We start from the raw sequence: 17144 nt of genomic DNA, 5'->3' as shown, positions 1-17144 counted from the left end.
AGTCTGACGGAGAGACCGAGCAGGGTGCTCGGCTTTCCGTTACAATGCGCCACCGTGCCGACCCATGAGTCGGAAAGTTCAGCCGAGGTGCTCCATGGATATCATCGAAACGATTAAAGAGCAGATTGCCAACAACACCATTCTGCTTTACATGAAAGGCTCGCCGAATGCCCCGCAGTGCGGCTTCTCCGCGAAAGCCGCGCAGGCCGTGATGGCGTGTGGCGAAAAGTTTGCGTACGTGGACATCCTGCAGAACCCGGAAATCCGCGCCAACCTGCCAAAATACGCCAACTGGCCAACTTTTCCGCAACTGTGGGTTGCCGGTGAGCTGGTCGGCGGTAGCGACATCATGACTGAAATGGCTGCTGATGGTTCGCTGCAGAGCCTGATCAAGGACGCCGCTGCCAAGGCCGCTGCTCCAAAGACCGAAGCCTGATTCGCTTTTGTGGGAGCGAGCCTGCTCGCGAATGCGGTCTGCCAGTAACTGAGATGTTGACTGACACGACCCCTTCGCGAGCGGGCTCGCTCCCACAGGGATTTCGGCCAGTGGCATAAAAAAAGCCCCGCCACTCGAAAGAGGGCGGGGCTTTTTATTGCATCGAGATTAATGGCGTAGAACTTACTCGTCTTCGCCCATCTGCGATTGCAGGTAGTTCTCAAGACCCACTTTATCGATCAGGCCCAACTGGGTTTCCAGCCAGTCAATATGTTCTTCTTCGGACTCGAGAATATCTTCAAGCAGTTCACGGCTACCGAAGTCGCCAACTGTTTCGCAATGTGCGATGGCTACTTTCAGATCGGCATGGCCGATTTTCTCGATACGCAGGTCGCACTCCAGCATTTCCTTGGTGTGCTCGCCGATGTGCAGCTTGCCCAGATCCTGGACGTTCGGCAGGCCTTCAAGGAACAGGATGCGCTTGATCAGCTTGTCCGCGTGCTTCATCTCGTCGATGGATTCGTGGTATTCGTGCTTGCCGAGCTTGTTCAGGCCCCAATCTTCATACATGCGCGCATGCAGGAAATATTGATTGATCGCGACCAGCTCATTGGCAAGGATCTTGTTGAGATGCTGGATGACTGTAACGTCGCCTTTCATGATGGGGTCCTGCCCTGTATTAGCTGTCAATAGAGCAGAGTTTGAGCCGGGTATTTAATAGTGTCAAACCTAAGTTATTGAAACTTAAATGAAAATTAATCGGAATAAGAATGTTTGTGTTCCGCGTCTAGAGCATAACTAGTTGATTTTGAGGCATAAAAAAACCGGACATATGTCCGGTTCTTTGAAATTCGATATTTAAGCGGCTGTAAATTCTGCTGGAAAAGGAATTGCAGCCTGGGCCGATTGCAGTTTGGTCAGGGTCTCGCGGACCACTTCCTTGGCGAGGCAGGCACATTTGCCGCACTGACTGGCAACGCCGGTAGCCACACGGACTTCCTTGTAGCTGCAGCATCCTTCATAGATCGCATCGCGGATTTGACCGTCGGTGACGCCAGTGCAGAGGCAAACATACATAAGGAAGGTCCGTCGCTGATTGTGACTCAATTGCGATGGATCTTAATGTTAACGAGAATGATTGTCAAAGTGGTTTCAGAGCACTTTTCGCCATAAGCGGGTATGGCTGACGAACGGTCGGCCTGGCAAATCGGTGATATAAAACCGTCGGGGATTTCATCGTACGGGGAAAAAACAGCTAAGCCAGCTCAAACACGCGGTGTATGATGGCCGGTCTTTTGCGACCGGGGATCGTGTCACAGGGCTGTCGCCTCAGGGTGGCAGGCTGATGCGAACCCTGTTTCTCACGCTATTACACCAGGAGATATCCAATGAGCGTACTCGTAGGCAAACAAGCCCCTGACTTCACCGTACCGGCCGTACTCGGCAATGGCGAGATCGTTGACAGCTTCACCCTGTCCTCGGCGATCAAAGGCAAATACGGCCTGGTGTTCTTCTACCCGCTGGACTTCACCTTCGTTTGCCCGTCCGAGCTGATCGCTCTGGACAACCGCATGTCTGAGTTCAAGGCACGCAACGTTGAAGTGATCGCTGTTTCGATCGACTCGCACTTCACCCACAACGCATGGCGCAACACTCCAGTGAACAATGGCGGTATCGGCCAGGTTCGCTACACCATGGCTGCCGACATCAAGCAGGACATCATGAAGGCCTACGACGTTCAGTCCGCTGAAGGCGTGGCTTTCCGTGGCGCTTTCCTGATCGACGACAAAGGCGTTGTCCGCTCGCAGATCATCAACGACCTGCCACTGGGTCGTAACATGGAAGAGCTGATCCGTCTGGTCGACGCTCTGCAATTCCACGAAGCGCACGGCGAAGTCTGCCCTGCCAACTGGAAAAAAGGCGACAAAGGCATGAACGCTTCGCCAGAAGGCGTTGCGGCTTACCTGACCGAGCACGCTGCCGCTCTGTAAGGCACGCTCCAGGTACAAAAAAACCGGCCATCGAGGCCGGTTTTTTTATGGGCGGGATAACGCCGGGAGGGGATCAATCGTTGAAGTCTTCCCAGCCACCCATCTGTTTCCAGCGATTGACGATGCCGCAGAACAGCTCTGCCGTCTTCTCGGTGTCATAGCGAGCCGAGTGAGCCTCGCGACCGTCAAAGTCGATGTCCGCTGCCTGGCACGCCTTGGCCAGCACGGTCTGGCCGTAAGCGAGGCCGGCGAGCGTTGCGGTATCGAAACTGGAGAACGGGTGGAACGGATTGCGCTTCATGTCCAGCCGCGCAACCGCTGCATTCAGGAAGCCCAGGTCGAAGCTGCTGTTATGCCCGACCAGGATCGCCCGTTTGCAACCATTGGCCTTCAGGGCCTTGCGCACGCCGCGGAAGATATCGTTCAGGGCAGACTCTTCACTCACGGCCATGCGCAGCGGGTGATCGAGCTTGATCCCGGTGAATTCCAGGGCAGCGGCTTCGATGTTTGCGCCTTCGAACGGCTCGACACGGAAGAAGTAGGTGTGATCCGGGTAAACAAAACCCTTTTCATCCATGGCGATGGTGGTCGCAGCGATCTCCAGCAAGGCATCGGTGGCCGAATTGAAGCCACCGGTTTCTACGTCGACGACAACCGGCAGGTAACCACGGAACCTGGCCGCCATTGGATGACGAGGGCCGCCTCCGCCGCCATTGCCTTCCAGTTCGTCGTCGAAATGGTCTTCACTCACGCGTGTTCCTCCAGCAGGCGCCAGCGCAGTTTTTCACCGGCGCGCAGCGGGATAACGGTCAGCTCGCCAAATGGCAGGCTGGTCGGGGCGGTCCACTCTTCGCGGACCAGGGTGATGCGATCGGTGTTGGCTGGCAGACCATAGAACCGAGGGCCGTTGAGGCTGGCGAAGGCCTCGAGTTTGTCCAGCGCATTGCGCTGTTCGAAGGCTTCGGCGTACATCTCGATGGCCGCATAGGCGGTGTAGCAACCGGCGCAACCGCAAGCCGCTTCCTTGGCGTGCTGGGCGTGGGGGGCCGAGTCGGTGCCGAGGAAGAACTTCTCGCTGCCGCTGGTGGCAGCGTCGAGCAGGGCTTCCTGGTGGGTGTTGCGCTTGAGGATCGGCAGGCAATAGAAGTGCGGCCGAATCCCGCCCACCAGCATGTGGTTGCGGTTGTACAGCAGGTGGTGAGCCGTGATGGTCGCGCCGACGTTGGCCGAAGCCGAGTTGACGAACTGCACGGCGTCCGTGGTGGTGATGTGTTCGAAGACCACTTTGAGGGTCGGGAAACGCTCGACCACACGGCGCATGTGCTCGTCGATGAAGATTTTTTCGCGGTCGAACACATCGACATCGCCCCGGGTGACTTCACCGTGGACCAACAACGGCATCCCGACTTCGGCCATGGCCTCGAGTGCAGGGAAGATCTTGTCGATGCTGGTGACGCCAGAGTCCGAGTTGGTGGTCGCGCCGGCCGGGTACAGCTTGGCGGCGTGAATGAATCCGCTGGCCTTGGCCTCGCGAATTTCTTCAGGCTGGGTGCGGTCGGTCAGGTACAGGACCATCAGTGGCTCGAACAGGCTGCCGGCCGGGCGGGCAGCGAGAATCCGCTGGCGATAGCCGTCGGCTTCGGCCGCGTTGCGCACCGGTGGAACCAGGTTGGGCATGATGATGGCGCGGCCAAAGGTGCGCGCGACATCCGCGACGGTATTGGTCAACACGGCACCATCGCGAAGATGAATATGCCAGTCGTCGGGACGCAGCAGGGTCAGGCGGTCGGACATGAGGGGATTCCAGGCGGGTCAAACTCAAGGGAATGCTACCGGAAAAGACTCTTGCAGGCACTCGCTATCAAGTTTTGCAGGAAGCTTCCGATATCCAACAGGTATGCCGTAAACATGTGTGTGTCTGTCTTTTTGTTGTAGAAGCCAGTGGAGCCTCCCGTGCGCCAGCGTTTTTTAGCCTTGCTCAGTGTGTTTGCCAGCCTTCCCGCGATGGCGCTCACTTTCCAGACCCGTCTGGAGAACATTGAGTGGACGGTCGAGGGTGACAAGTTCGAATGCCGCCTGACTCAGCCGATTACCGACTTCGGTTCGGGCGAGTTCGTGCGCCGTGCCGGCGAGCAGGCGACGTTTCGTCTGAAAACCTACAACCCGATGATTGGCGGCGGTTCGGCGACGCTGCTGGCCGCTGCCGCGCCGTGGCAACCCGGGCGTGACGATATCAACCTGGGCACGGTGAGAATCGGCAGTGGCAACGTTTTGTTCAACAGCTCACAGGTTCAGGCCGGACGACTGATCAGTGGCCTGATGGACGGTCGCAGTCCGGTGGTTCGCCATTCCTCGGGGGATGGTCGGGTGTCGGAAGTGCGCTTGCTGCCGGTCAGGTTCACCAAAGCGTTTGCCGATTACCAGAGTTGTGTGGCGAAACTGTTGCCACAGAATTTCGAACAGGTGAAGCAATCCGAAATCGGCTTCCCCGGCGGCGGAATCGAACTCGACAGCGCCGCAAAAGCCAAACTACAGGTGATGCTGGAGTACATGAAGGCCGATCCGACGGTCAATCACATCGAGCTCGACGGTCACTCCGACAACAGCGGCAACCGCCTGACCAACCGCGACCTGTCGCGGCGCCGAGCCCTGGCAGTGCTGGAGTTCTTCAAGGCCAACGGCATCCAAGAGTCGCAAATCACCCTGCGTTTCCATGGCGAGCGTTATCCGGTGGCGCCTAACACCAACAACACCAACCGCGCGAAGAACCGTCGAGTAGCGGTACGCCTGGAGCGCGGAGCCCCAGCGGAACAAGTCGCCCCGCAAGCGACGAAAGCGGCCACTTCGGCCACTTCCTGATCCAGCTGTAATCGTCGCGCCCTCGACAGAATCTGTCGCTTCGTCGTCATAAGCTGTCGCGCCACTGTAAATTATTCTGTATGAGCGGTAGACTTCCCGGCTTTCCGTAGAACCCCGTGGAGTGATGGCATGGCGGACGTAAACAAGGTCGTTCTGGCGTATTCCGGCGGCCTGGACACTTCGGTGATCCTCAAGTGGCTGCAGGATACTTATAACTGTGAAGTGGTGACCTTCACCGCTGACCTGGGGCAGGGCGAAGAGGTCGAACCTGCACGCGCCAAGGCTCAGGCCATGGGCGTCAAAGAGATCTACATCGACGACTTGCGCGAAGAGTTCGTGCGCGATTTCGTTTTCCCGATGTTCCGTGCCAACACCGTTTACGAAGGCGAGTACCTGCTGGGTACTTCCATCGCTCGTCCGCTGATCGCCAAGCGCCTGATCGAAATCGCCAACGAAACCGGCGCTGACGCCATTTCCCATGGCGCCACCGGCAAGGGTAACGACCAGGTTCGTTTCGAGCTCGGTGCGTACGCCTTGAAACCTGGTGTGAAAGTGATTGCCCCTTGGCGCGAATGGGACCTGCTGTCCCGTGAAAAGCTGATGGATTACGCCGATAAGCACGGGATCCCGATCGAGCGCCACGGCAAGAAAAAGTCCCCGTACTCCATGGATGCCAACCTGCTGCACATCTCCTATGAAGGCGGCGTGCTGGAAGACACCTGGACCGAGCACGAAGAAGACATGTGGCGCTGGACCGTTTCCCCGGAAAACGCGCCAGACAAGCCGCAGTACCTGGAACTGACCTACCGCAACGGCGACATCGTCGCGCTGGACGGCGTCGAAATGACTCCGGCCACCGTGCTGGCGACCCTGAACCGTATCGGTGGCGAACACGGTATCGGCCGTCTCGACATCGTCGAGAACCGCTACGTGGGCATGAAGTCCCGTGGCTGCTACGAAACCCCTGGCGGCACCATCATGCTGCGTGCTCACCGTGCGATCGAATCGATCACCCTGGACCGCGAAGTGGCTCACCTCAAAGACGAGTTGATGCCCAAGTACGCCAGCCTGATCTACACCGGCTACTGGTGGAGCCCTGAGCGTCTGATGCTGCAACAGATGATCGATGCGTCTCAGGTCAACGTGAATGGCGTTGTGCGCCTGAAGCTGTACAAGGGCAATGTGATCGTCACTGGGCGCAAGTCCGACGACTCGCTGTTCGACGCCAACATCGCGACCTTCGAAGAAGATGGCGGCGCGTACAACCAGGCGGATGCAGCGGGCTTCATCAAGCTCAATGCCCTGCGCATGCGCATTGCAGCGAACAAAGGCCGGAAGCTGTTCTGAGACCTTTGAAATCGTGATGGATACCTGACCTCGTCCTCGACGAGGTCAGGTACCTGAAAACGGGGTGTGACGCCAGTTGCTACGTTGTCGGGTGTTTTCGTTTGCGCTGATGATTTCCTGTTTTTCTCCTTCTCGATGGTCTGACCTGTACTACACGTTGTTGTTCGCCGGTTGCCCGGCCTGATCAATGACCGACAACCTGTGCGAGTCCAGATTGTAGGCAACATAAAAGGCGGCACTGCGCTTGTTGGCCTGCTTTGAATGTTTAAGCGCACTGGCTTTCAGTAAAATCTCCGAAACGGCACAAGTGACAAACAGAATCACGTACGCCGTCTTTTCCCGTGGCCTCTGGAGGTTTTCCAGCAGCGCTCCAAACTCGACCTCCTTGCTCATCCACCGTGCATCCACGATGTACAGGTCTTTTATAAGTTCCGGTAACTGAAGCTGATGTTGAACAGAGACAGAGGTTTGCAGACCAATCTCGGTTGGCGGGTCCTGTGCGCCGCAGGGCGTTCGAGCTGACTGCCGGTCATTCGTTGAGGTTTCCAGGGCGGGATTCTCAGACGACTTCCCGGACGCTTTTTTTTCCGGCCGCCCGGCATCATCCATGACCTTCATGAAGTGTTTTCCCTTTTCAAAGTCGGAGGGCGCATAAAGGGATTTGTAGTTGAAGTTGAGTGTCGCGAAAAAAAGCAAAAGTAAATAAAACGGAAAGCTGATCAGAAACCAGACATAGAGTTCTCTTTCCTCTTGGTCGAGGAAGGGTAGAGAAACGGCTGCCGAAGTTTCAGAGAGTGCTGCAAATATCGCGATAATTGTCATTGGGTTGGTGATTCGTTTTTTTATCATGTTCTGTACTCATTCTGGATTTTTTCTCGAATGGTTTATGAGGTTGGTTTGAAGTGGTAACTATTGTAGTGATTTTTGTTGCTTGTTGGTTTTGATAAGCGTTTTTATTTGCTTGTTGTATTGCTCTTCGATTTTTTGAGTGTGGGTGGTGCTTTAATGATTGCTCAAAAAATATTATTTGCTGTAAGAGTAATTGGATGCTTGGTGTGTGATATTTCTGGTGTGAATGTTTAGTGCGTAAATATCAGTTACGTTTTAGCGGGAGGGGTAGATGCTTATGTTTGTCAGGGCGCGACCGTTCAGGCTGGCTCTCGGAAAATTTTGGTCGTAAACGATTGAGGTGACGGCTGGAAAGTGCGACACACTGACGCTGATACAGTTTTCAATTCATTCTGTTCGAGGGATTTTTGTAGGAGGAATCCGTGTTGTTTGTAGGGGATGTCTCTTGGTGTGGGTGGCTGGGAGGGGCGACATGCCATGGGTGAAACGACTAGGCTATTGTGCGGGCTCTAAAAATTCGAACAGCGAAAATTGGACTTGCCCATGAATAAAGTGCTGATCGTGGATGATCACCCCGTCATTCGTCTTGCGGTACGTATGCTAATGGAACGTCATGGCTACGAAGTTATTGCAGAAACCGATAATGGTGTGGACGCACTGCAACTAGCCCGTGAACTTATGCCGGATATTGTCATTCTGGATATCGGGATTCCGAAGCTGGACGGGTTGGAAGTCATCGCGCGTTTGTCTTCGACCTCAATGCCTATGAAAGTGCTGATTTTGACTTCCCAGGCGCCGGGGCATTTTTCGATGCGTTGCATGCAATCCGGTGCAGCTGGTTATGTCTGCAAGCAACAAGACCTGACGGAGTTGCTCAGTGCAATAAAGGCGGTGTTGTCAGGCTACAGTTACTTTCCTAACCAAGCCTTGCATACCGTGCGTTGCAGTTTGGGGAATGCCAGTGAGGCCGATATGGTTGATCGCTTGTCGGGACGGGAAATGATGGTTCTGCAACAGTTGGCCCGAGGAAAGACCAATAAAGAGATTGCCGATGGAATGTTTCTCAGCAATAAAACAGTCAGTACTTACAAGACCCGCCTGTTGCTCAAACTGAATGCGCGGTCTCTGGTCGATCTGATCGAGCTGGCACAACGCAATGGTCTGGTGTGATGACGTAACTGCGCGACAAGGGGCGTCCACCGAAGTATGGCACTTAGAAAAAAGCCTCCGTTTCGGGAGGCTTTCAGGTGTCATAAGTCAAAATCGTAATCGGCCAATTGCTTTTGCAATCGGCGCTCCTCCAGCAGGTTATCGATGGTGCGGCGTTTGCTCAGATTGGTTTTCGCTACTTCAACCACCGGCTCAGCGTCATCGGTTTCGGCGGTGGTGAAGTCGTCTTCTACGTCCAGTTGCTCTTTGCCAGTACTCATTTAGTTGCTCCAGGCTAAGAAGGCCTTTGGCGCTCCTTATATCGACAATCTCCCGGCGGGTAAAAAAGATTTTTTCAATCGATAATTCAATAAACCCAATAGCGCCTCAATCGTCGGAGGTTTTGTGCTTGTATTCGCACAAGTCCTCGATCCGGCAGCTCCCGCATCGGGGCTTGCGGGCCAGGCAAACATAGCGGCCGTGAAGGATCAGCCAGTGATGGGAGTCGAGCAGGTACTCCCGGGGCACGAATTTCATCAGTTTTTTCTCGACTTCCACCACATTCTTGCCGGGAGCAATGCCGGTGCGGTTGCTGACCCTGAAAATATGCGTGTCGACGGCCATGGTCAGCTGACGGAATGCAGTATTGAGTACCACATTGGCGGTTTTGCGGCCGACGCCGGGCAGTGCTTCCAGCTCTTCGCGGGTTTCTGGCACTTCACCGGCGTGACGCTCGACCAGCAAGCGGCAGGTTTCGATCACGTTTTTCGCTTTGCTGTTGTACAGACCGATGGTCTTGATGTACTCCGACAGCCCCTCGACACCCAGGGCATGGATCGCCGCCGGTGTGTTGGCGACCGGGAACAGCCTGGCTGTGGCCTTGTTGACGCCGACATCGGTCGACTGCGCCGAGAGAATCACGGCAATCAGCAATTCGAACGCTGAGGAATAGGCCAGCTCGGTCTTTGGTTCCGGGTTGTCCTCATGCAGTCTGCGGAATATTTCCAGACGTTTTGCGGCATTCATGGGCGGTGCGTTTCCTCGAAGGCAATCAATGTGTGGGAGCGGGGCGCCAAGCCTGCCAGGCGGCGATCAGCAGTCCGAGCAGTATGAACCCGCCAGGGACCAACGTGGCCAGGCGCAGACCGCCATCAGCCACCAGCACCCAGCCTTGCCAGTCAGTTGGCGTTGCGCCGATCGGCCACGATAGATGGTTTCCAAGTGTTCCGTTGCCGATAAGTTCGCGCAGCAGGCCCAGCGCAATCATCAGCGTGGCAAACAGACCATTGAATCGCAGGCGTTGGTGCCAACCGTTCTGAAAGAACCCGGTGTGTTCCAGTACGAGGCATTGCAAGGCGATCAAGGCGCCATAAAACCCCAGATGCTGCTGCCATTGCAGCGACCAGGCCTGTGCCATGAGTTCCGCGCAACTGGTGAGCGTGGCCGCCAACAGGATGCTGGCCAGCAAGCGGGTCGCCGGGACCAGTCGGGATCGCAGGGCGCCCATGGTCAGGCTGAACAACTGGGTCACCACCATGTACATCAGGCACAGGCCAAGTGCGGCCATCAGCGAGTGGGTGGCGCCGATCAGCGGCGTCAGCATCAAGGCGTTGCGCAGATTCGATGAATTATCCATGGGCAGGGATTCCGAGCAGTTGTTGCCGGTGTTCATCGAAGTAGCGCAAGGCATCGTGGACGGCATTGATCACCGCTCTCGAGGTGATGGTTGCGCCTGCGATCTGATCGAACTGTCCCTGATCCTTTTTCAGCGCCCAGCCGCTGTCACCGGGTTCTGTTCGAGACTTGCCGGAAAAAACCTGGAGCCAGGTATTGGGCCAGTCGGCGATCCGTGCCCCCAGTCCTGGTGTTTCCGACTGTTTGAGGGTTTTGACGCCCAGCAACCTGCCGTTGGCGTCGACAGCGATCAACAGGTCGATGGCACCGGCGTAGCCAAGGGTTTGACTGCGCAGCAACACCGCGACGGGTTGATCGGCACGGGTCGCCAGATAACCACCCAGCAAGGTGCTGTTGGCCAGTGCGGTTGCTTCAATCGTTATGGGGTGTTCGAGTGGTTGATTGTCGTAGCTGTCTGGCGCGATCAGGTCCAGCAGATGACGGCTGTCGATCAGGCGCTGTTCGGCGGCAATGCGTGGCGCGCTGCCGAGTTGCACTAAGTAGGTCACGCCAAGGCCCAGTGCGGCCAACAGCACCACAAACGCGATGCTTGATGTCCGGCTCATGGCGCCTCCGGCTGTTGCCTGGCCGCCACGAACCGCTCCAGCGCCGGCACGCACAGGTTCATCAACAGCACGGCGAAGGCGATGCCGTCCGGGTAGCCACCCCAGGTACGAATCAGATAAGTCAGAAGCCCCACGCCAGCGCCGAACAGCAGCCGCGCAGCAGGGCTTCTGGCGCCGGACACCGGTTCGGTGATGATGAAGAACGCCCCCAGCATGGTCGCGCCGGTCAGCAGATGAAACAACGGCGAGCCATGGGAGTTGGAGCCAGAACCGTTCCAGCACAGCAGGCTGATGATGAACAGACTGGCCAGCATGCCGACCGGTGCATGCCAACTGATCACCCTTCGTTGCAGGAGAAACATTCCACCCGCCAAAAACGCCAGGTTCAGCCATTCCACCCCCCGGCCGCCAAAGTGGCCGAATGCCGGGTTGCCGGCAAACAGTTCATCCATGGTCAGGCTTTTGTTGATCCGCAGACTGTCCAGTGCCGTGGCCTGCACCCAGGCATCAGGCGCATGGCCGGCACCGAACACTTGCTGCAAGCCGCTCAGCAGATCCATGCCATGGGATGACGGCCAATGGGTCATTGGTTGGGGAAAGGTCACCAGCACCAGAGCCAAACCGAGCATCGCCGGGTTGAAGGGATTCGAGCCGACACCGCCATACAAGTGCTTGCCAAACACCATCGCAAAAGCGGCAGCACTGAGGGTCAGCCACCATGGGCAGTAAGGCGGCAGCGCCAGAGCGAGCAACGTGGCACTGACCAACGCACTGCCGTCACTCAAGGTTGGCCCCGGCGGTCGCTTGCGCCATTGCACGACGGCGGCTTCGACGGCCAACGCGGCAGCGGCCGCCAGAACCAGATTGATCAACACGCCCCAGCCGTACAGCCAGAACGCCACCAGCATTCCCGGCAGCGTGGCCAACAGCACCAGTTTCATCGCCTGTTGCAGGCGATCATCAACCGCTTCAAGGGTTGGCATGAGCGTCCACCTGGCGTTCGGCTTCGCCGAGTGCGCGCTCCAGGGCTTCGATTTGCTCCGCCGGTGCTTCGTTGGCCTGAGCCTTCTTGAGTTCGGCGCGGCGCATTGCCAACTGGATCTTGGCGCGTTTCAGATCGGCATCATTTGACGACGCAGCAATTGCGACTTTCTGCGCAGGAGCGGGTGGGGTGGCGCTTTCCAGTCGCGCCAGGTTTTGTTCGGCGGCTTCGAACTGTTGTTGCAGGACGATCAACTGCGATTGCTGCTCGAAGGTCGGCGGATGCCCGAAGGCCTTCAGCGATTTGTGCAGCTGCGCCCGACTCATCGCCACATCGATCTTGGCCTTTTTCAGCGCGGCATCGGCATTGGCGGCTTTCTGCGCGCGGACGCGCTCGAGGGCGGCCTGCACCGGGTCGGCTGTCGTCTCGGCAGGTTGCGCGGCTCGCTGCCTTGCCTGACGCTCGGCGATTTTCTGTTGCTCCTCACGCTGCAAGCGGGCATTGCGTTGTTCGAAGCGACGTCGTGCGTGATCGCGCTTGAGGGTGCGGGCCTGACGCGCCTGCGGTGTGAGGGCCAGGCCCCCGACAACGGGCAGTACCGTGTTCGGCTGCAGTGGGCGCATTTCGATGCAGTCCACCGGGCAGGGTGCCACGCAGAGGTCGCAACCGGTGCACTCATCGATGATCACCGTGTGCATCAGTTTGGCCGCGCCGACGATGGCATCGACCGGGCAAGCCTGAATGCACTTGGTGCAACCAATACACTCAGCCTCGCGGATATAGGCGATCTGCGCAGGTGCCGAGCCGCGAGTGATGTCCAGCTCCAGCACCGGCACCTTCAGCAGCTCGGCCAAGGCATTAATGGTTTCGTTGCCGCCTGGCGGACATTTGTTGATCGGCTCGCCATTGGCGATGCCTTCGGCGTACGGCTTGCACCCGGGGTGGCCGCACTTGCCGCATTGGGTTTGCGGCAAGAGTGCGTCGATGAGTTGAATCAGACTCATGTTTTGATCAGTCCGCTGAATCCGAGAAAGGCCACTGCGATCAGGCCGGCACCAATCAGGTCGATCGGCAAGCCGCGAAAGGGCAGGGGAACATCGTTGTCGGCGGTGCGTTCACGCAAATCAGTGAACAGGCTCAACACCAGCCAAAAGCCCAGCCCAGCACCGAGGCTCAAGGCTGTGGCGTGAAAGAAGCCCTTGTCTTGCTGAGCATTGAGCAAGGCCACGCCGAGCACGCCGGCATTGCCCAGCAGCAACGGCCAGAGGCCTTCGAACGGCAGTGCCGAAAACACCCGAGCCAACAGCTTCAGCAACGGGCTGATCAGCAGCACGCTCAATGGCAGAAACACAAACAGACGCAGCGTCGTCAAATGCAGCGGCACCAGCAGCCATTGATAGAGCGCGTAGCCGAGCATGCCCACGACCAGCATCAGACATGTCGTCGCAATGCCCAAGGCATGGACCTGACGGCGCTGACCGGCCAACAGCGGATCGACGGCCAACGGCCAGTGCAACACGAGATTGTTGATCAGGGCGGTGCTGATAAGCGTAAGCAGGATTTCGGTCATTGTTCGTGCCGGCAGGAACAGGGCTTTTTTAGCGCAGTTGTCTAAAAAGAGTAGGCATTATCCGGCAAGGCGGGAGGGTGGGCCAGACATGAAAATCCCACAGCCGCGCCAGGCACGACTGTGGGATCGATTTGCCGCAGACCTTACTTGATGCGCTGGCCCGGCTTGGCGCCGCTGTCAGGGCTGAGCAGGTAGATCTCTTCACCGCCAGGGCCGGCCGCCATCACCATGCCTTCGGAGATGCCGAACTTCATTTTCCGTGGCTTGAGGTTGGCAATCATCATGGTCAGGCGACCATCGAGCTTCGACGGGTCCGGATAAGCGCTCTTGATCCCGGAGAACACGTTGCGCTGTTCGTCACCGATGTCCAGGGTCAGGCGTAACAGCTTGTCGGCGCCTTCCACGTGTTCAGCCTTGACGATCAGCGCGACACGCAAATCGACTGCCGCGAAGGTGTCGAACTCGATTTCCGGCGACAGCGGATCCTTGGCCAGTTCGCCATTGCCGGCAGGTGCGGCTTCGCCGGTGTCGGTCTGGCTGGCGGTCAGGTCTTCTTTAGAGGCGTCGGTCATGGCTTGCACCTTGACCGGGTCGATCCTGGTCATCAGCGGCTTGAACTCGTTCAGCTGGTGATTGCTAAGCAAGGTCGCGTGGTCGTTCCAGGTCAGCGGCGCGACGTTCAGGAACGCCTCGGCGTCGGCGGCCAGCAGCGGCAGGACTGGTTTGAGGAAGATCACCAACTGGCGGAACAGGTTGACGCCGGTGGCGCAGATGGCCTGGACTTCATCCTGCTTGCCTTCCTGTTTGTTCAGCGACCACGGTGCCTTGTCGGCGATCCAGGCGTTGGCGCGGTCGGCCAGGCCCATGATCTCGCGCATGGCGCGGGCGAAGTCACGGGCTTCATAGGCGTCGGCGATACTTGGCGCAGCGGCCAGGAAGGCTTCGGTCAATTCAGGCGCGGCGTTGGTGTCGACCATCACGCCGGCATTGCCCTTGTTGATGAAGCCGGCGCAACGGCTGGCGATGTTGACGACCTTGCCCACCAGGTCGGAGTTGACCTTCTGCACGAAGTCTTCGAGGTTAAGGTCCAGGTCGTCGACGCCACGGCCCAGCTTGGCCGCGTAGTAGTAACGCAAGTATTCCGGCGACAGGTGGTCCAGGTAAGTGCGGGCCTTGATGAAGGTGCCACGGGACTTGGACATCTTCTGGCCGTTGACGGTCAGGTAGCCGTGCACGTTGATGCCAGTCGGCTTGCGGTAGCCCGCGCCTTCGAGCATGGCTGGCCAGAACAGGGCGTGGAAGTTGACGATGTCCTTGCCGATGAAGTGGTACAGCTCGGCGGTGGAGTCCTTGCCCCAGAACGCATCGAAGTCCAGCTCCGGTGTGCGGTTGCACAGGTTCTTGAAGCTGGCCATGTAGCCGATCGGCGCATCCAGCCACACGTAGAAGTATTTGCCCGGTTCGTCGGGGATTTCAAAACCGAAATACGGCGCATCGCGGGAGATGTCCCACTGTTGCAGGCCGGCGTCCAGCCATTCGGCGATCTTGTTGGCCACGGCGTCTTGCAGGGTGCCGCTGCGAGTCCAGGTTTGCAGCATTTGCTGGAAGTCTGGCAGTTTGAAGAAGAAGTGCTGGGAATCCTTGAGCACCGGGGTGGCGCCGGAGATCGCCGACTTCGGATCCTTCAAATCTGTCGGAGCGTAGGTTGCACCGCACTTTTCGCAGTTATCACCGTACTGGTCTTCGGTGCCGCATTTCGGGCAAGTGCCCTTGATGAAGCGGTCGGCCAGGAACATTTTCTTTTCCGGGTCGAAATACTGGGTGATCGAGCGCGTGGCGATGTGCCCGGCGTCACGCAGTTTCAGGTAGATCTGGCTCGACAGCTCACGGTTTTCTTCGGCGTGAGTGGAGTGGAAGTTGTCGAAGTCCACCAGGAACTCGGCAAAGTCGGCGCTGTGTTCAGCCTGGACATTGGCGATCAGTTGTTCCGGGGTGATGCCTTCCTTTTCCGCGCGCAGCATGATCGCCGAACCGTGGGCGTCGTCGGCGCAGACATAGATGCATTGATTGCCGCGGTGCTTCTGGAAGCGCACCCACATATCGGTCTGGATGTATTCCAGCATATGGCCGAGGTGAATCGAACCATTGGCATAGGGCAGGGCGCTGGTGACGAGGATCTTGCGTGGCTCGGACATGGGGCTCGGCTACTTGATGAAACGGAGGTCGGCCACTATAAAGCGCCGGCGCATATTTTTCACCCTGTGAGCCTGTTTCATTGGATGAGTAACAGGTGAAGGTTCAACATCCCGTCGAACGCTTAGAACAGGTACGATACCCACTATCTTTTCCAGTCCTGTTTTCGGAGTTGCTCATGAGCGCCGTCAATCGCGCAGCGGTGGAAGCCGTCCTTCGCCAATACACCGACCCTTACCTGAACCAGGACCCGGTCAGCGCCGGGTGCGTGCGCAACATCGAGATCCAGGGCGAGCGCGTCAGCGTTCAGCTTGAACTGGGTTACGCCGCCGGGCTGTTCAAGAGTGGCTGGGCGCAGATGCTGGAAATGGCCATTCAGGGGCTGGATGGCGTAGCAAGTGCCAAGGTCGAAATCACCAGTGTGATCGCTGCGCACAAGGCTCAGGCGCAGATTCCGGGCCTGGCGAACGTGAAAAACGTGGTGGCCGTGGCATCCGGCAAGGGCGGCGTGGGCAAATCCACCACGGCGGCCAACCTGGCCCTGGCCCTGGCCCGCGAAGGCGCCAAGGTCGGGATTCTCGATGCAGATATCTACGGTCCGAGCCAGGGCATCATGTTCGGTATCCCCGAGCGCACCCGCCCTGAGGTCAAGGACCAGAAGTGGTTCGTTCCGCTCAAGTCCCATGGCGTCGAAGTGATGTCCATGGCGTTCCTGACCGATGACAACACGCCGATGGTCTGGCGCGGGCCGATGGTCTCCGGCGCCTTGTTGCAACTGGTGACCCAAACCGCTTGGGGCGACCTGGATTACCTGGTCATCGACATGCCGCCAGGCACTGGTGACATCCAGCTGACCCTGGCGCAGAAAGTGCCAGTGGCTGGTGCGGTCATCGTGACCACCCCGCAGGACCTGGCACTGCTGGACGCGCGCAAGGGCGTGGAAATGTTCCGCAAGGTCAACATTCCGGTGCTGGGCGTGGTGGAAAACATGGCCGTGCACATCTGCTCCAACTGCGGACATGCCGAGCATCTGTTCGGTGAAGGCGGGGGTGTGAAACTGGCCAACCAATATGGCGTCGAGCTGCTGGCTTCGCTGCCGCTGTCGATGGTCATCCGCGAGCAGGCCGATGGCGGCAAGCCAACGGTGATCGCCGAGCCTGACAGCCAGATTGCGATGGTTTACCAGGAACTGGCCCGTCACGTTGGCGCACGGATTGTATTGCAGGAAGCTTTGACGCCGGCGATGCCGAATATCAGCGTCAGCGACGATTGATTTTCGCCAGATAAATGCTGACCCCATGTGGGAGCGGGCTTGCTCGCGAAAGCGGTGTGTCATTCAACCAATAAGTTGACTGATCTATCGCCTTCGCGAGCAAGCCCGCTCCCACATTGGTTTTGTGTCGGGCTTAGATACGCAACCCGCCATCCATCTCCAGAATCCGACCGGTGTAATAGTCGTTCTCAAAGATGTAAGCCGCCGAATGGGCGATTTCTTCAGGCCTGCCCATGCGCTTGAGCGGGATCCCTG

At 57.9% G+C, this 17144-nt stretch carries 19 protein-coding genes and 1 pseudogene; 6 read left to right on the top strand and 14 right to left on the bottom strand.

What is annotated here, in order from left to right; all coding sequences use genetic code 11:
• The first annotated feature begins 94 nt into the window (after positions 1–94).
• Positions 95–436, top strand: coding sequence for a Grx4 family monothiol glutaredoxin (gene grxD / locus KGB28_RS22140; RefSeq protein ID WP_007971318.1), 342 nt, complete (start codon positions 95–97; stop codon positions 434–436).
• A gap of 183 nt (positions 437–619) precedes the next feature.
• On the opposite strand, the gene bfr is transcribed toward grxD, so the two are convergent.
• Positions 620–1096 carry a bacterioferritin gene (bfr, locus tag KGB28_RS22135; protein WP_223447882.1) on the bottom strand — a complete coding sequence of 159 codons (477 nt, stop codon included), beginning with the start codon at positions 1094–1096 and terminating at the stop codon, positions 620–622.
• Positions 1097–1294: 198 nt separating this feature from the next.
• Positions 1295–1513, bottom strand: a complete 219-nt coding sequence (locus tag KGB28_RS22130) for a bacterioferritin-associated ferredoxin (RefSeq protein WP_095943830.1) — start codon at positions 1511–1513, stop codon at positions 1295–1297.
• Between the two features lie 311 nt (positions 1514–1824).
• Between KGB28_RS22130 and KGB28_RS22125 the strand changes: the two genes are divergently transcribed.
• Positions 1825–2427 carry a peroxiredoxin gene (locus tag KGB28_RS22125; RefSeq protein ID WP_223447881.1) on the top strand — a complete coding sequence of 201 codons (603 nt, stop codon included), beginning with the start codon at positions 1825–1827 and terminating at the stop codon, positions 2425–2427.
• Between the two features lie 73 nt (positions 2428–2500).
• Here KGB28_RS22125 and rnt read toward each other — a convergent pair whose 3' ends face one another.
• Positions 2501–3178 carry a ribonuclease T gene (gene rnt / locus KGB28_RS22120; RefSeq protein WP_007997489.1) on the bottom strand — a complete coding sequence of 226 codons (678 nt, stop codon included), beginning with the start codon at positions 3176–3178 and terminating at the stop codon, positions 2501–2503.
• Complete coding sequence (gene pyrC / locus KGB28_RS22115; protein WP_223447880.1) at positions 3175–4221, bottom strand: dihydroorotase; 1047 nt, start codon at positions 4219–4221, stop codon at positions 3175–3177. Before pyrC ends, rnt begins: the two co-directional genes overlap by 4 nt.
• A gap of 159 nt (positions 4222–4380) precedes the next feature.
• Between pyrC and KGB28_RS22110 the strand changes: the two genes are divergently transcribed.
• Both KGB28_RS22110 and KGB28_RS22105 read left to right on the top strand, forming a co-directional pair.
• Positions 4381–5286, top strand: coding sequence for a flagellar protein MotY (locus KGB28_RS22110; protein WP_223447879.1), 906 nt, complete (start codon positions 4381–4383; stop codon positions 5284–5286).
• 129 nt (positions 5287–5415) lie between these two features.
• A complete protein-coding gene (locus tag KGB28_RS22105; protein ID WP_223447878.1) occupies positions 5416–6633 on the top strand; it encodes an argininosuccinate synthase in 1218 nt (405 codons plus the stop codon).
• A 150-nt stretch (positions 6634–6783) separates the two neighbouring features.
• On the opposite strand, the gene KGB28_RS22100 is transcribed toward KGB28_RS22105, so the two are convergent.
• Positions 6784–7482 (bottom strand): hypothetical protein, encoded by a 699-nt coding sequence (locus KGB28_RS22100; RefSeq protein WP_223447877.1) that lies wholly within the window; start codon positions 7480–7482, stop codon positions 6784–6786.
• A gap of 543 nt (positions 7483–8025) precedes the next feature.
• Between KGB28_RS22100 and KGB28_RS22095 the strand changes: the two genes are divergently transcribed.
• Positions 8026–8652, top strand: coding sequence for a response regulator transcription factor (locus KGB28_RS22095; RefSeq protein ID WP_008053528.1), 627 nt, complete (start codon positions 8026–8028; stop codon positions 8650–8652).
• 80 nt (positions 8653–8732) lie between these two features.
• Here the strand turns inward: KGB28_RS22095 and KGB28_RS22090 are convergent, their stop codons facing one another.
• The 8 genes from KGB28_RS22090 to metG form a co-directional block, all read right to left on the bottom strand.
• Positions 8733–8912, bottom strand: a complete 180-nt coding sequence (locus KGB28_RS22090; protein WP_007972325.1) for a PA3496 family putative envelope integrity protein — start codon at positions 8910–8912, stop codon at positions 8733–8735.
• 106 nt (positions 8913–9018) lie between these two features.
• Positions 9019–9657: an endonuclease III gene (gene nth, locus KGB28_RS22085; RefSeq protein ID WP_223447876.1), complete on the bottom strand. Its 639-nt coding sequence runs from the start codon at positions 9655–9657 to the stop codon at positions 9019–9021.
• Between the two features lie 25 nt (positions 9658–9682).
• Positions 9683–10267 (bottom strand): Rnf-Nqr domain containing protein, encoded by a 585-nt coding sequence (locus KGB28_RS22080; RefSeq protein WP_223447875.1) that lies wholly within the window; start codon positions 10265–10267, stop codon positions 9683–9685.
• Complete coding sequence (locus KGB28_RS22075; protein ID WP_223447874.1) at positions 10260–10871, bottom strand: RnfABCDGE type electron transport complex subunit G; 612 nt, start codon at positions 10869–10871, stop codon at positions 10260–10262. The genes KGB28_RS22080 and KGB28_RS22075 overlap by 8 nt, the downstream gene beginning before the upstream one ends.
• On the bottom strand, positions 10868–11854 hold the full coding sequence (locus KGB28_RS22070) for an RnfABCDGE type electron transport complex subunit D (RefSeq protein ID WP_223447873.1): 987 nt from the start codon (positions 11852–11854) through the stop codon (positions 10868–10870). The genes KGB28_RS22075 and KGB28_RS22070 overlap by 4 nt, the downstream gene beginning before the upstream one ends.
• Positions 11841–12857: an electron transport complex subunit RsxB gene (gene rsxB / locus KGB28_RS22065; RefSeq protein ID WP_223447872.1), complete on the bottom strand. Its 1017-nt coding sequence runs from the start codon at positions 12855–12857 to the stop codon at positions 11841–11843. The genes KGB28_RS22070 and rsxB overlap by 14 nt, the downstream gene beginning before the upstream one ends.
• A complete protein-coding gene (locus tag KGB28_RS22060) occupies positions 12854–13423 on the bottom strand; it encodes an electron transport complex protein RnfA (protein ID WP_223447871.1) in 570 nt (189 codons plus the stop codon). Before KGB28_RS22060 ends, rsxB begins: the two co-directional genes overlap by 4 nt.
• A 143-nt stretch (positions 13424–13566) precedes the next feature.
• Complete coding sequence (gene metG / locus KGB28_RS22055; protein ID WP_223447870.1) at positions 13567–15618, bottom strand: methionine--tRNA ligase; 2052 nt, start codon at positions 15616–15618, stop codon at positions 13567–13569.
• A gap of 176 nt (positions 15619–15794) precedes the next feature.
• On the opposite strand from metG, the gene apbC reads away from it, so the two are divergent.
• On the top strand, positions 15795–16889 hold the full coding sequence (gene apbC, locus KGB28_RS22050; protein ID WP_095943841.1) for an iron-sulfur cluster carrier protein ApbC: 1095 nt from the start codon (positions 15795–15797) through the stop codon (positions 16887–16889).
• 133 nt (positions 16890–17022) lie between these two features.
• Here apbC and KGB28_RS22045 read toward each other — a convergent pair.
• Positions 17023–17144: pseudogene (locus tag KGB28_RS22045) on the bottom strand (short chain dehydrogenase); the annotation flags it as partial.

The organism is Pseudomonas sp. BF-R-19 (assembly GCF_019956445.1).
GTDB lineage: Bacteria > Pseudomonadota > Gammaproteobacteria > Pseudomonadales > Pseudomonadaceae > Aquipseudomonas > Aquipseudomonas fluorescens_BH.
This window is presented reverse-complemented; position numbering and strand designations above follow the sequence as displayed.

Coding starts and splice junctions, on each gene's coding strand:
- KGB28_RS22075 (WP_223447874.1), bottom strand. CDS start 10,871: ATGAGCCGGACATCAAGCATCGCGTTTGTGGTGCTGTTGGCCGCACTG.
- KGB28_RS22060 (WP_223447871.1), bottom strand. CDS start 13,423: ATGACCGAAATCCTGCTTACGCTTATCAGCACCGCCCTGATCAACAAT.
- KGB28_RS22095 (WP_008053528.1), top strand. CDS start 8,026: ATGAATAAAGTGCTGATCGTGGATGATCACCCCGTCATTCGTCTTGCG.
- grxD (WP_007971318.1), top strand. CDS start 95: ATGGATATCATCGAAACGATTAAAGAGCAGATTGCCAACAACACCATT.
- KGB28_RS22080 (WP_223447875.1), bottom strand. CDS start 10,267: ATGGATAATTCATCGAATCTGCGCAACGCCTTGATGCTGACGCCGCTG.
- KGB28_RS22105 (WP_223447878.1), top strand. CDS start 5,416: ATGGCGGACGTAAACAAGGTCGTTCTGGCGTATTCCGGCGGCCTGGAC.
- rsxB (WP_223447872.1), bottom strand. CDS start 12,857: ATGAGTCTGATTCAACTCATCGACGCACTCTTGCCGCAAACCCAATGC.
- KGB28_RS22100 (WP_223447877.1), bottom strand. CDS start 7,482: ATGATAAAAAAACGAATCACCAACCCAATGACAATTATCGCGATATTT.
- KGB28_RS22130 (WP_095943830.1), bottom strand. CDS start 1,513: ATGTATGTTTGCCTCTGCACTGGCGTCACCGACGGTCAAATCCGCGAT.
- KGB28_RS22125 (WP_223447881.1), top strand. CDS start 1,825: ATGAGCGTACTCGTAGGCAAACAAGCCCCTGACTTCACCGTACCGGCC.
- nth (WP_223447876.1), bottom strand. CDS start 9,657: ATGAATGCCGCAAAACGTCTGGAAATATTCCGCAGACTGCATGAGGAC.
- metG (WP_223447870.1), bottom strand. CDS start 15,618: ATGTCCGAGCCACGCAAGATCCTCGTCACCAGCGCCCTGCCCTATGCC.
- pyrC (WP_223447880.1), bottom strand. CDS start 4,221: ATGTCCGACCGCCTGACCCTGCTGCGTCCCGACGACTGGCATATTCAT.
- apbC (WP_095943841.1), top strand. CDS start 15,795: ATGAGCGCCGTCAATCGCGCAGCGGTGGAAGCCGTCCTTCGCCAATAC.
- bfr (WP_223447882.1), bottom strand. CDS start 1,096: ATGAAAGGCGACGTTACAGTCATCCAGCATCTCAACAAGATCCTTGCC.
- KGB28_RS22070 (WP_223447873.1), bottom strand. CDS start 11,854: ATGCCAACCCTTGAAGCGGTTGATGATCGCCTGCAACAGGCGATGAAA.
- KGB28_RS22090 (WP_007972325.1), bottom strand. CDS start 8,912: ATGAGTACTGGCAAAGAGCAACTGGACGTAGAAGACGACTTCACCACC.